Raw genomic sequence first — 12,431 nt, 5'->3', positions numbered from 1 at the left:
GGGAGCCGTTCATGACTGATACACGTCGCTGGGTATGGGTAGGTGGGGCGCTGCTGTGCGCGGCCTTGCTGTATTGGCTGCACCCGATTCTTTCGCCGTTTCTGGTCGGCATTTTGCTGGCCTACCTGGCCGATCCGCTGGTCGACCGTCTGGAGCGCGCCGGCCTGTCGCGCACCTGGGGTGTGGTGGTGGTGTTTGCCCTGTTCACCCTGCTGCTGACCTTGTTGCTGCTGGTATTGGTGCCGATGCTGGCCAAACAGCTGGTGCGCCTGTATGAGCTGGCGCCGCAGATGCTCGACTGGCTGCAGCACCAGGCCCTGCCCTGGGTGCAGACGCGCCTGGGCCTGGCCGACGGCTTCTGGAAGTTCGACAAGATCAAGGCCGCCATCAGCGAGCACATGGGCCAGACCACCGACATCGTCGGGGTCATCCTGTCCCAGGCCACGGCTTCGGGCCTGGCCCTGATCGGCTGGCTGGCCAACCTGGTGCTGATCCCGGTGGTGAGCTTCTACCTGCTGCGCGACTGGGACCTGATGATGGCCAAGATCCGCAGCCTGCTGCCGCGCCAGCGCGAGGAGCGGGTGGTGGCCCTGGCCGGTGAGTGTCACGAAGTGCTGGGCGCCTTCGTCCGTGGCCAGCTGCTGGTGATGCTGGCCCTGGGTATCATCTATGCCTCGGGGCTGATGCTGGTGGGCCTGGAGCTGGGCTTGCTGATCGGCCTGCTGGCGGGCCTGGCGGCGATCGTGCCGTACATGGGCTTCATTATTGGTATCGGCGCGGCGATGATTGCCGGGCTGTTCCAGTTTGGCGGCGACCCTTATCCTTTGCTCGGCATCGCAGCCGTATTCATGGTCGGCCAGGCGCTCGAAGGCATGGTGCTGACACCGCTGCTGGTGGGCGATCGCATTGGCCTGCACCCGGTGGCGGTGATCTTCGCGATCCTGGCCGGTGGCGAGATGTTCGGTTTTACCGGGGTGTTGCTGGCCTTGCCGGTGGCGGCGGTGATCATGGTGCTGCTGCGCCATGTGCATGACCTGTATAAAGAGTCGGATATCTACGCGGGCGAAATCGACCCGGATCTCTAGCTTGATAGCACCTGGCTTGCATTGGCCTTTACCCGCTAATGCAAGCCTTTGATTTTACTTGTGGTCTGCGCCGATTGTGCGAGGGGCTCCACGGGTATAAACTTTGCAGACTTTTCACAAAAGGCCCCTTGCGGTTCCCCGGAACTGCCCAGCCAGCATGAAACCGATCCAGTTGCCCCTGGGTGTGCGTCTGCGTGATGACGCCACCTTCATCAACTACTATCCGGGTGCCAACGCCGCCGCTTTGGGCTACGTCGAGCGACTCTGCGAAGCCGACGCCGGCTGGACCGAAAGCCTGATCTACCTGTGGGGCAAACAGGGCGTGGGCCGCACCCACCTGCTGCAGGCCGCCTGCCTGCGCTTCGAGCAACTGGGTGAACCGGCGGTGTACCTGCCCCTGGCGCAATTGCTCGATCGTGGCGTCGAATTGCTCGACAACCTCGAACAGTACGAACTGGTCTGCCTCGACGACCTGCATGTCATTGCCGGCAAGCCGGAGTGGGAAGAGGCCATGTTCCACCTCTTCAATCGCCTGCGCGACAGTGGTCGGCGCCTGTTGCTGGCTGCCTCCAGCTCGCCCCGCGAACTGCCGATCAAGCTCGCCGACCTCAAGTCGCGCCTGACCCTGGCGCTGATCTTCCAGATGCGGGCGCTGTCGGACGAAGACAAGCTGCGCGCCCTGCAATTGCGTGCTTCGCGCCGCGGCCTGCACCTGACCGACGAGGTCGGGCACTTCATCCTCACCCGTGGCACCCGTAGCATGAGCGCACTGTTCGACCTGCTCGAGCGCCTCGACCAGGCCTCTTTGCAGGCTCAACGCAAGCTCACCATCCCGTTCTTGAAAGAAACTTTGGGCTGGTAAGGCAGGGGCTAGAGCCTCGGCACATAAAAGTCACATTTTTTTCGATTGAATTTGCAAATCGATGCGATAGAAGGCATAGTCTCGACTTCTTTAAATTCCAGACACGGTCGTGCCCATGCTAAATCGCTTCGCACCCCTCGTGCCCCTCGCACTCGTGACCCTGCTTTTTGGCTGCGCGACCACCGGTCCCGTATCGCAGCAGCAGGTTCAGCAGCAACCGGTTTCCGCTCAGGTTTCGACCAAGTCCTCCGTCCAGGCGACGTTCGAGGAAGAGCTGGCCACCGAAGAAGAGCTGCAAGATTTCTCCAGCAGCAAGCCTTACCAGCTGCCAGCCCTGGCCGACAACATTCTCGAGCGCGGCATGTCGCTGATCGGTACCCGCTACCGTTTCGGTGGTACCTCCGAGAACACCGGCTTTGATTGCAGCGGCTTCATCGGCTACCTGTTCCGCGAAGAAGCCGGCCTCAACCTGCCGCGCTCTACCCGCGAAATGATCAACGTCAAGGCCCCGCTGGTTGCTCGCAACAACCTCAAGCCAGGCGACCTGCTGTTCTTCAGCACCAATGGTCGCGGCCGCGTCAGCCACGCCGGTATCTACCTCGGCGACGATCAGTTCATCCACTCCAGCAGCCGCCGCAGCGGTGGCGTGCGCATCGACAAGCTCGGTGATCGCTACTGGAGCAAGACCTTCATCGAAGCCAAGCGTGCACTGGCCATGGCTCCGGCCGCGACCACGCTCTCGCGCAACTGATCCTTCGACAGGTTTGACCACGGCGACGTAGCTGAAAAGCTCGTCGCCGTGCGTGTTTACAGAAAGCGTCTAATCTAAATTCTCAACTCTTTTCGGCTCTTGGCCGAAGCGGCTTCAGACAGGATGTTCTGACCATGGCGATGATGGCGCGCTTCGCTCTACTTTCCCTCGCAGCACTGCTCGGTGCCTGCTCAAGTCATGCCCCGGCCCCGCGTAAAGTGGTCGAGCCGGCAGTCATGGCCCCGCAAGTGTATTTCTCCCCGGTTGCCGAAGACGTGCTGTTCCGCGCCCTCGGCCTGGTCGGCACGCCGTACCGTTGGGGCGGCAACACCCCGGATTCGGGTTTCGACTGCAGCGGCCTGATTGGCTACGTCTATCGTGATGCTGCGGGCATCTCGTTGCCGCGTTCGACCCGGGAGATGATCGGCATCCGCGCACCGAGCATCGAGCGCAACGACCTGCAGTCCGGCGACCTGGTGTTCTTTGCCACCAATGGTGGCTCGCAGGTCAGCCATGCCGGTATCTATGTCGGCGAAGGGCGCTTCGTCCATGCCCCGGCCACCGGCGGAACGGTGCGCCTGGACTACCTGTCCAACAGCTATTGGCAAAAGACCTACCTGAACGCCAAGCGGGTGCTGCAGCCAGCGCACCTGGCGCGCAACCCCTGACCTGTGCGAGGTAGACGATGACCGCCCAGACGCTCTACCTCGACGACCCCCTCTACCACTACCTGCAAAGCGTGTCGCTGCGCGAGACGCCGTTGCTCGCCCGTTTGCGTGAAGAAACCCAGGCCCTGGCCGAAGCACGCTGGCAGGTGGCACCGGAGCAAGGCCAGTTGCTGGCGCTGCTGGTGCGCCTGATCGGTGCCGAGCGGGTGATCGAGGTGGGTACTTTCACCGGCTACAGCGCTTTGTGCATGGCTCAGGCCATGGCACACGGGCAGTTGCTCTGTTGCGACCTTGAAGGCAGCTACAACGCCGTGGCCTGGCGCTACTGGCAGGAGGCTGGAGTCGCCGAGCGCATCGAGCTACGCCTGGCGCCGGCGTTGCAGACCCTGGCGACACTGCCATCAGCGCGCTACGACCTGATCTTCATCGATGCCGACAAGGCCAACTACCCGCACTATCTGGAAGAGGCCCTGCGACTGCTGCGAGTGGGCGGGCTGGTACTGTTCGACAACACCTTGTGGAGCGGGCGGGTGCTTGAGCAAAACCCGCACAGCGAAGACACCCGCGCCATTCAGGCCTTGAACCGCACGCTCAAGGACGACCCACGGGTGGACCTGTCGATGCTGCCGATTGGCGATGGCTTGACCCTCTGCCGCAAACGCTAAGCTCCCCCGGCTTACCGGGCCTTGCTCACCCGCCAGATCGTGTTCCCGACATCATCGGCTACCAGCAGCCCGCCGCGCTGATCGTTGATCACCCCGACCGGCCGGCCCATGGCCTTGCCTTCATCATTGAGAAACCCGCTGAGCACGTCGATCGGCTTGCCCGCAGGTTTGCCGGCAGTGCTGAAGGGTACGAAGATCACCTTGTAGCCACTGTGCGGCTTGCGGTTCCACGAGCCATGCTGGCCAATGAACGCGCCTTGCTCGAACGGTGCCGGCAGCACCCCTGCTTCGGCGAAGGTCAGGCCCAGCGACGCCGTGTGCGGCCCCACCGCATAGTCCGGGGCAATGGCGCTGGCCACCAGGTTCGGATCAGACGGGTTGACCCGCTGATCGATGTGCTGGCCGTAATAGCTGTAGGGCCAGCCATAGAAGCCGCCATCCTTGACCGAGGTAATGTAGTCGGGCACCAGGTCGCTGCCGATCTCGTCACGCTCGTTGACTGCGGTCCACAGCTGTCCGGTGTGCGGCTCCCAGGCCAGGCCGTTGGGGTTGCGCAGGCCCGAGGCGAAGATCCGCGTCTGGCCGCTGGCCGGGTCGACTTCCCAGATCGCCGCGCGGCCTTTTTCCTGGTCCATGCCGTTCTCGCCGACATTGCTGTTGGAGCCGACGGTGACGTAGAGCTTCTTGCCGTCACGGCTGGCGATCACGTTCTTGGTCCAGTGATGGTTCAGCGTGCCGCCCGGTAGTTCGGCCACGGCTGTACCTGGGCCCTTGATCGAAGTCGTGCCGGGTTCATAGTGAAAGCGCAGCAGGCGATCGGTGTCGGCAACGTAGAAATCATTGCCGACCAGGGCCATGCCGAACGGTGAATTGAGGTTCTCGATAAAGGTCGTGCGGGTTTCCGCCACGCCGTCGTGGTCGCTGTCGCGCAGCAGGCTGATGCGGTTGGCGCTGGGCACGCCGGCGCCGGCGCGGTCCATGACTTTGCCCATCACCCAGCCGCGAATGCCCTTGCCGTCATCGGGCTTGGGCGGGGCATTGGTTTCGGCCACCAGGATGTCGCCGTTGGGCAGGGCATAGAGCCAGCGCGGGTGGTCCAGGCCTGCGGCGAAGGCCGCCACCTGGGTGCCGGGCGCGGCCTTGGGCGTCATGCCCTGGGGCCAGCCAATGGCGGGGGCGATGTTGACGGTGGGGATCAGGGTCTTGTTCGGTTCGGGCAATTGCGGCGACGGGCCGACCCCGTCGCTGACCTCAAGGCGGGCGTTCTCGCCGCAGCCGCTTAACCCCGCAGTCACTGCCAGCAGCAGTGCAATCGGCTTGATACCCATGTCGTTTCCCTCGCAATGATGGCCGCTATTGCCAGTAGAGGCACGCCAGGCGTGGGAGGTTCCCCGGGTCAGGCCTGCTTGAGCAACAGGGCGATGCCGGGGTGATACTGGCCGGCTTCGTTGTGCAGCTTGCGGTAGGCGTAGGGAAAGTACCAGGCGATGGCGCAGGCGTTATGCTTTTGCAGGTCGTCGACCAGGTCCTGCAGCTCTTCGGGGCTGGCGTGCTGGCCGGCTTTCCAGGGGCTGGCGAACAACGCAGCGACTTTAAGCTGGCTGGGCGCGGCAATTTGCCGAGCAGCCTGGACGGTTTCGCCCAGGGCGTTATTCAGGTCGAGCTTGGCGATGCGTGGCCAGCGCTGGCTGGCCTGCAGGTAGGCGGCCTCTTCGCGGTTGGCGATGTACAGGTCGCAGCGGCCTTCGCGATCGCCGTCATCGCGCTGCTTCTTGCTCTGGTGCTGCTGCAGGGTCACCAGCTCGGCCTGCCAGGCGGCGGCCGAGAGCAGCCCGAGGTTGGCCTGGGCGCCGTGCCAATAGGGCGCCTCACCGTCCCCCAGGGTCTGGTTGAAGCGGTCGATGCAATCGACCCAGCGTTCCAGGGCCGGGCGCAGGAACTCCAGGCGCGCATTATTGATGATCAGGCCTTGCATGCTGCTCTCCCTTATAGTTGTGATCGAGTACAGCCGAGGTATGGCTATTTGATATCACTGAAGTCAGTGTTGCACAAGATGACAAAGGCGCCATTGATCCAGGCCAGTGCAGCGCCTTTCATTGACGCTCCGGGTGCAACCCTCTAACCTTCGCGACTTGTTTCAGGTGCTCTGCAGGCGATGGCCTGGCAGGGTGAAACAGGGAAGCCGGTGGGCGCGTAAAACGCGCGAATCCGGCGCTGCCCCCGCAACGGTAGGTGAGTCAAGGCTGTGCAGGGCCACTGGGCATTCGTGTCCGGGAAGGCGCGCAGCCCCGGGTGTCGATGGCCCCGCTCACAAGCCCGGAGACCGGCCTGTAACAGCCAACGGCATCACGGAGGGTGATGCGCGGTTCCTCCGGCCTGTGCCGCAGCCCTGCGCGTTTTCCGTCTGCCATATCCATTCATCTGTCACGCCCGTTCCTTCGATACGCTGAGCAGCCGTCGGCTGCTGCGTTCGGTGAGATCGGCCGACAGTGGTTTGCGGAGAACCTCATGACTGAATCCACCGAGCGCGACGAACGCCACCTGGCGCGCATGCAGCGCAAAAAGGCCGTGATCGACGAGCGCATCGCCAACTCGCCCAACGAATGCGGCTTGCTGCTGGTACTTACCGGCAACGGCAAGGGCAAGAGCAGTTCGGCCTTCGGCATGCTCGCCCGGGCCATGGGCCACGGCATGCAGTGTGGCGTGGTGCAGTTCATCAAGGGCCGCAACAGCACTGGCGAAGAGCTGTTCTTCCGGCGCTTTCCCGAGCAGGTGCGCTACCACGTGATGGGCGAGGGCTTTACCTGGGAAACCCAGGACCGCCAGCGCGACATCGCTGCCGCCGAAGCTGCCTGGGCAGTGTCGCGGCAGATGCTCCAGAACCCGTCGATCGCCTTCGTGGTGCTTGATGAACTGAACATCGCCCTCAAGCACGGCTACCTCGACCTCGACCAGGTGCTCAGCGACCTGCAGGCGCGCCCGCCGATGCAGCACGTGATCGTCACCGGTCGCGCGGCCAAAGACGAAATGATCGAACTGGCCGACACCGTCACCGAAATGGGCATGATCAAGCACGCCTTCCAGGCCGGCATCCGCGCCCAGAAGGGCGTCGAACTATGAGTGATGCGCGCCATTGCCCGGCGGTATTGATCGCCGCACCGGCCTCCGGCCAGGGCAAGACCACGGTGACCGCCGCACTGGCGCGCCTGCATCGCAACCAGGGGCGCAAGGTCCGCGTGTTCAAGTGCGGCCCGGACTTTCTTGACCCGATGATCCTCGAGCGCGCCAGTGGTGCGCCGGTGTATCAGCTCGACCTGTGGATGGTCGGCGAGCAGGAAAGCCGCCGGCTATTGTGGGAGGCGGCGGGCGAGGCCGACCTGATCCTCATCGAAGGGGTCATGGGCCTGTTCGATGGCACGCCATCGAGCGCCGACCTGGCCCGGCATTTTGGCGTGCCGGTGCTGGCGGTGATCGATGGCACCGCCATGGCCCAGACCTTCGGCGCCCTGGCCCTGGGCCTGGCGCGCTATCAGCCGGACCTGCCGTTTGCCGGGGTGTTGGCCAACCGTGTCGGTACCCTGCGCCATGCCCAGTTGCTTGAAGGCAGCCTGACCGAGGGGCTGCGCTGGTACGGTGGGCTGTCGCGAGAAACCGGCATCGAATTGCCGAGCCGTCACCTGGGGCTGGTGCAAGCCAGTGAACTGAACGACCTTGATGCGCGGCTGGATGCTGCCGCAGCGGCCCTGGGCGCCAGTTGCGATGCGGCGTTGCCGCCAGCGGTGCGCTTTGCCGCGCCGACCGAGTTTGCCATCGAGCCGTTGCTGCAAGGTGTGCGCATTGCGGTTGCCCGCGACGAAGCCTTTGCCTTTACCTATGGCGCCAACCTCGACCTGCTGCGGGCCATGGGCGCGCAGCTGGCGTTCTTCTCGCCGCTGCATGACACAAGCTTGCCAGCCGCCGACAGCCTGTACCTGCCCGGCGGTTACCCCGAATTGCATCACCAGGCGCTGGCGGCCAACACACCGATGCTCGAGGCTATCCGCGCCCATCACCACGCCGGCAAGCCGTTGCTCGCCGAATGCGGCGGCATGCTCTACCTGCTCGATGCGCTCACCGATGTTGCCGGCGAGCGTGCCGAACTGCTCGGCCTGCTGGCAGGCGAGGCAGTGATGCAAAAGCGCCTGGCCGCCTTGGCCCTGCAGGCCGTAGAGCTGCCTGAAGGCACCTTGCGCGGGCACACCTATCATCATTCGCTGACCAGTACCGAGCTTGAGCCGGTTGCCCGCGGCCAGAGCCCCAACGGTGGTCGTGGTGCCGAGGCGGTGTACCGCCAGGGGCGCTTGACCGCCTCCTACGTGCATTTCTATTTTGCTTCCAACCCCCAGGCGTCGGCGGCGCTTCTGTGTCCATGACTGAACATGCTTTTACCGAGGCCGAACGTGCGGCGGTCTACCGCGCCATCGGCGAGCGTCGCGACATGCGTCACTTCAGTGGCGGCGAAGTCGCCCCCGAGTTGCTCGCGCGCCTGCTTGAGGCCGCGCACCAGGCGCCCAGCGTCGGGCTGATGCAGCCCTGGCGTTTCATCCGTATCACCCAGCGCGAACTGCGCCAGCGGATCCAGGCCCTGGTGGAAGAGGAGCGCCTGCGTACAGCGCAGGCGCTCGGCGAGCGCTCCGATGACTTCATGAAACTCAAGGTCGAAGGCATCAACGACTGCGCCGAGCTGCTGGTGGCGGCGCTGATGGATGGGCGCGAAGCGCACATTTTCGGCCGCCGGACCTTGCCGGAGATGGACCTGGCGTCGTTGTCCTGTGCGATCCAGAACTTGTGGCTGGCGGCCCGCGCCGAAGGTCTGGGCATGGGCTGGGTGTCGCTGTTCGAGCCCCGGGCCCTGGCCGAGTTGCTCGGCATGCCGGCCGGTGCCAAGCCGTTGGCAATCCTCTGCCTGGGCCCGGTTCACGAATTTTACCCGGCGCCGATGCTGGTGCTTGAAGGCTGGACCACAGCGCGGCCGCTGCACGACATGCTGTTTGAAAACCAGTGGGGGGAGTCTTGATGAGCGTGGCGTTGCTGACAGTGGCCGGGGTGGCGCTGGATGCGCTGCTGGGCGAGCCCAAGCGCCGGCATCCGCTGGTAGCCTTCGGGCGCCTGGCCGGGCGCCTGGAACAGCGCTTGAATGCCGGCGGCCGTGGCTGGCGCAGCCACGGCGTCAGCGCCTGGTTCCTGGCGGTGGTGCCGCTGACCTTCATCGCCATGCTGTTGTCCTGGCTGCCGTACATTGGCTGGCTGATTGAAGTTTTGGCGCTGTACTGCGCCCTCGGCCTGCGCAGCCTTGGCGAGCACGTAACGCCGGTGGCCGAAGCCCTGCGCCAGGGCGACCTGGAAAAAGCCCGCCAGCGCGTCGGTTATCTGGTCAGCCGCGAAACCCGCGAGCTGGACGAAACCGCCGTGGCCCGCGCCGCCACCGAGTCGGTGCTGGAGAACGGCAGCGATGCGGTGTTCGCCGCGCTGTTCTGGTTTGTCGTTGCCGGCGTACCGGGGGTGGTGCTCTATCGCCTGAGCAACACCCTCGACGCCATGTGGGGCTATCGTAATGAACGTTTCGAGCGTTTTGGCTGGGCTGCGGCGAAGATCGACGATGTGCTCAACTATATTCCGGCACGCTTGGTGGCGCTGACTTACGCGCTGCTGGGCAAGACCCGCCTGGCCCTGAGCTGCTGGCGGCGCCAGGCGCCGTTGTGGGACAGCCCCAATGCCGGGCCGGTGATGGCGGCCGGGGCCGGAGCCCTGGGCGTAGAGCTGGGCGGGCCGGCGGTGTATCACGGCGAGCTGCACGAGCGCCCGCAACTGGGCGAAGGCCCGCAGGCCGATGCCGACGCCATCGAACGCGGTTGGCGCCTGGTTTGCCAGGGCGTGTGGTTGTGGTTGCTGCTGTTGTGCCTGGGGGCTGAATTCTATGCTTGAACACGGTGGTCGCCTGCAACGCGCAGTGCAGCAATACGGCATCGCCCGCGAAGACTGGCTGGACCTGTCCAGCGGCATCGCCCCCTGGTCTTATTCCATCCCCGAGATTCCGCTGCGGGCCTGGGCGCGCTTGCCTGAATCCGAAGACGGCCTCGAGCAGGCGGCCCGTGATTACTATCAGGTCGAGCAACTGTTGCCAGTGGCCGGCTCCCAGGCGGCGATCCAGGCTTTGCCACGCCTGCGTCGCCCCGGCACGGTCGGGGTGCTGTCGCCGTGCTACGCCGAACACGCCGAAGGCTGGCGCCGCGCTGGGCACCGGGTGCGCGAGTTGCCGCTGGACCAGGTCGAGTATTACCTCGACAGCCTCGACGTGCTGGTGGTGGTCAACCCCAACAACCCCACCGGGCAGCTGATTGCTGCCGAGCAACTGCTGGAATGGCATGGTCGCCTGGCCCGCCGTGGCGGCTGGCTGCTGGTTGATGAAGCGTTCATGGACAACACCCCGCAACACAGCATTGGCGCCCATGCCGAGCGCAGCGGGTTGATCGTGCTGCGCTCGTTCGGCAAGTTCTTCGGCTTGGCCGGCGTACGCCTGGGCTTTGTTCTGGCCGAGCGCCAGTTGTTGCAACTGCTCGCCGAACAGCTCGGGCCCTGGACCATCAGCGGCCCGACGCGGATCCTCGGCCAGGCCTGCCTGCTCGACGGCGCCGCCCATCAGCAGCAGATCATCCGCTGCGCCGCTGCCAGCCAGCGCCTGGCCGAGGTGCTCAGTGCGGCAGGTTTCGCCCCCAGCGGCAGCTGCGACCTGTTCCAGTACCTGGTCACCGAGCAGGCGCCGCGCCTGCATGAATTCATGGCCCGGCACGGCATCCTCCTGCGCCTGTTCAGCCAGCCGCCGAGCCTGCGTTTCGGCCTGCCGGCCAGTGAACAGGACTTTCAGCGCCTGGCCCAGGCTTTCAGCGATTACCGCAAGGAACAAGCATGACCACCCTGATGGTGCAGGGCACCACCTCCGATGCCGGCAAAAGCACCCTGGTGACCGCGCTGTGCCGCTGGCTGTTGCGCCAGGGCATTGCCGTGGTGCCGTTCAAGCCGCAGAACATGGCGCTCAACAGTGCCGTGACCGCCGAGGGCGGCGAGATCGGCCGCGCCCAGGCGGTGCAGGCGCAGGCCGCGGGTCTGGCGCCCCACACCGACATGAACCCGGTGCTGCTCAAGCCCAACAGCGACACCGGCGCCCAGGTGATCGTCCATGGCCGCGCGGTCACCAGCATGAACGCCGTGGCCTATCACGACTACAAGGCCATCGCCATGCAGGCCGTGCTGGCTTCGCACCAGCGCCTGAGCGCGGCCTATCCGGTGGTGATGGTCGAAGGCGCCGGCTCGCCGGCTGAAATCAACCTGCGTGCCGGCGACATTGCCAACATGGGCTTTGCCGAGGCAGTCGACTGCCCGGTGATCCTGATTGCCGACATCAATCGGGGCGGGGTGTTTGCACACCTGGTCGGCACTTTGGAGCTGCTCTCGCCGAGTGAGCAGGCACGGGTCAAGGGCTTTGTCATCAACCGTTTTCGTGGCGATATCGCCTTGCTCCAGCCGGGCCTGGACTGGCTTGAAGAACGTACCGGCAAGCCAGTGCTGGGCGTGCTGCCCTATGTGCTGGACCTGCACCTGGAAGCCGAAGACGGTATCGACCAGCGCCAGGGCCTCAAGGCCGGGCGCCAGCTCAAGGTGATCGTGCCGGTGCTGCCGCGCATCAGCAACCACACCGATTTCGACCCGCTGCGCCTGCACCCGCAGGTCGATCTGCAGTTTATCGGCCCCGGTCAGCCGATTCCGCCCGCTGACCTGATCATTTTGCCCGGCTCCAAGAGCGTGCGCGGCGACCTGGCGCAATTGCGTGAGCGTGGTTGGGACCAGGCGATCAGTCGCCACCTGCGTTACGGCGGCAAGGTCCTGGGCATTTGCGGCGGGCTGCAGATGCTCGGCCAGCGGGTGGAAGACCCCTTGGGCCTGGAAGGCCCAGCGGGGGCCAGCGATGGCCTCGGTCTGCTGGATTTTGTCACCGTGCTCGAAGCCGAAAAGCAGCTGCGCAATGTCGCCGGCACCCTGCAGCTGGAGCAGGCGGCCATCAGCGGCTATGAGATTCATGCCGGGGTAACCCAGGGGCCGGCGCTGGAACGCCCGGCGGTGTTGCTCGACGGCGGCCGCGCCGATGGCGCCATCAGCGCCGACGGGCAGATCCTCGCCACCTACCTGCATGGCCTGTTCGAGGCGCCGCATTGCTGCGCCGCGCTGTTGCGCTGGGCCGGGCTGCAGGAGGTCGAGCAGATCGACTACCACGCCCTGCGCGAACGCGACATCGAGCGCCTGGCCGACCTGGTCGAGCAGCACCTGGACACCGCGCGCCTGCGCCAACTCTGCGGACAGAACTGA

The 12,431-nt window shown here is 65.1% G+C and carries 13 protein-coding genes and 1 riboswitch; of the genes, 11 read left to right on the top strand and 2 right to left on the bottom strand.

The annotated features are described in order from the left end of the window. Positions 1–11 precede the first annotated feature (11 nt). The 5 genes from LOY54_RS20730 to LOY54_RS20710 all read left to right on the top strand — a co-directional run bounded on the left by LOY54_RS20730 (position 12) and on the right by LOY54_RS20710 (position 4,031). A complete protein-coding gene (locus LOY54_RS20730) occupies positions 12–1,085 on the top strand; it encodes an AI-2E family transporter (protein WP_045195560.1) in 1,074 nt (357 codons plus the stop codon). 157 nt (positions 1,086–1,242) lie between these two features. Continuing rightward, positions 1,243–1,947: a DnaA regulatory inactivator Hda gene (hda, locus tag LOY54_RS20725; RefSeq protein ID WP_010220358.1), complete on the top strand. Its 705-nt coding sequence runs from the start codon at positions 1,243–1,245 to the stop codon at positions 1,945–1,947. A gap of 115 nt (positions 1,948–2,062) precedes the next feature. Then, complete coding sequence (locus tag LOY54_RS20720; protein WP_045195558.1) at positions 2,063–2,698, top strand: C40 family peptidase; 636 nt, start codon at positions 2,063–2,065, stop codon at positions 2,696–2,698. 134 nt (positions 2,699–2,832) lie between these two features. Continuing rightward, on the top strand, positions 2,833–3,366 hold the full coding sequence (locus LOY54_RS20715) for a C40 family peptidase (RefSeq protein ID WP_093380304.1): 534 nt from the start codon (positions 2,833–2,835) through the stop codon (positions 3,364–3,366). A gap of 17 nt (positions 3,367–3,383) precedes the next feature. After that, the gene (locus LOY54_RS20710; protein WP_093380307.1) at positions 3,384–4,031 is read left to right on the top strand and encodes an O-methyltransferase; all 648 of its coding nucleotides are present in this window, start codon (positions 3,384–3,386) and stop codon (positions 4,029–4,031) included. 11 nt (positions 4,032–4,042) lie between these two features. On the opposite strand, the gene LOY54_RS20705 is transcribed toward LOY54_RS20710, so the two are convergent. Further along, positions 4,043–5,359, bottom strand: a complete 1,317-nt coding sequence (locus LOY54_RS20705) for a sorbosone dehydrogenase family protein (protein ID WP_258607756.1) — start codon at positions 5,357–5,359, stop codon at positions 4,043–4,045. Between the two features lie 68 nt (positions 5,360–5,427). After that, on the bottom strand, positions 5,428–6,006 hold the full coding sequence (locus LOY54_RS20700; RefSeq protein WP_045195550.1) for a hypothetical protein: 579 nt from the start codon (positions 6,004–6,006) through the stop codon (positions 5,428–5,430). 147 nt (positions 6,007–6,153) lie between these two features. After that, positions 6,154–6,378, top strand: a riboswitch (cobalamin riboswitch). 161 nt (positions 6,379–6,539) lie between these two features. Between LOY54_RS20700 and cobO the strand changes: the two genes are divergently transcribed. The 6 genes from cobO to LOY54_RS20670 are packed head-to-tail and all read left to right on the top strand — an operon-like array spanning position 6,540 to position 12,431. Further along, entirely contained in the window at positions 6,540–7,151 is a 612-nt protein-coding gene (gene cobO / locus LOY54_RS20695) for a cob(I)yrinic acid a,c-diamide adenosyltransferase (RefSeq protein WP_258607755.1), read from the top strand. Further along, positions 7,148–8,443: a cobyrinate a,c-diamide synthase gene (locus tag LOY54_RS20690; RefSeq protein WP_258607754.1), complete on the top strand. Its 1,296-nt coding sequence runs from the start codon at positions 7,148–7,150 to the stop codon at positions 8,441–8,443. The genes cobO and LOY54_RS20690 overlap by 4 nt, the downstream gene beginning before the upstream one ends. Continuing rightward, positions 8,434–9,087 (top strand): 5,6-dimethylbenzimidazole synthase, encoded by a 654-nt coding sequence (gene bluB / locus LOY54_RS20685; protein WP_176794226.1) that lies wholly within the window; start codon positions 8,434–8,436, stop codon positions 9,085–9,087. Before LOY54_RS20690 ends, bluB begins: the two co-directional genes overlap by 10 nt. Continuing rightward, on the top strand, positions 9,087–9,995 hold the full coding sequence (gene cbiB / locus LOY54_RS20680) for an adenosylcobinamide-phosphate synthase CbiB (protein WP_045195541.1): 909 nt from the start codon (positions 9,087–9,089) through the stop codon (positions 9,993–9,995). Before bluB ends, cbiB begins: the two co-directional genes overlap by 1 nt. Further along, positions 9,988–10,980, top strand: coding sequence for a threonine-phosphate decarboxylase CobD (gene cobD / locus LOY54_RS20675; RefSeq protein WP_258607753.1), 993 nt, complete (start codon positions 9,988–9,990; stop codon positions 10,978–10,980). Before cbiB ends, cobD begins: the two co-directional genes overlap by 8 nt. After that, on the top strand, positions 10,977–12,431 hold the full coding sequence (locus tag LOY54_RS20670; protein WP_093380316.1) for a cobyric acid synthase: 1,455 nt from the start codon (positions 10,977–10,979) through the stop codon (positions 12,429–12,431). The genes cobD and LOY54_RS20670 overlap by 4 nt, the downstream gene beginning before the upstream one ends.

The sequence above is a fragment of the Pseudomonas sp. B21-032 genome, assembly GCF_024748965.1.
Lineage (GTDB): Bacteria > Pseudomonadota > Gammaproteobacteria > Pseudomonadales > Pseudomonadaceae > Aquipseudomonas.
The sequence above is the reverse complement of the archived record's forward strand: the minus strand, read 5'-3'. Positions and strand labels throughout refer to the sequence as shown.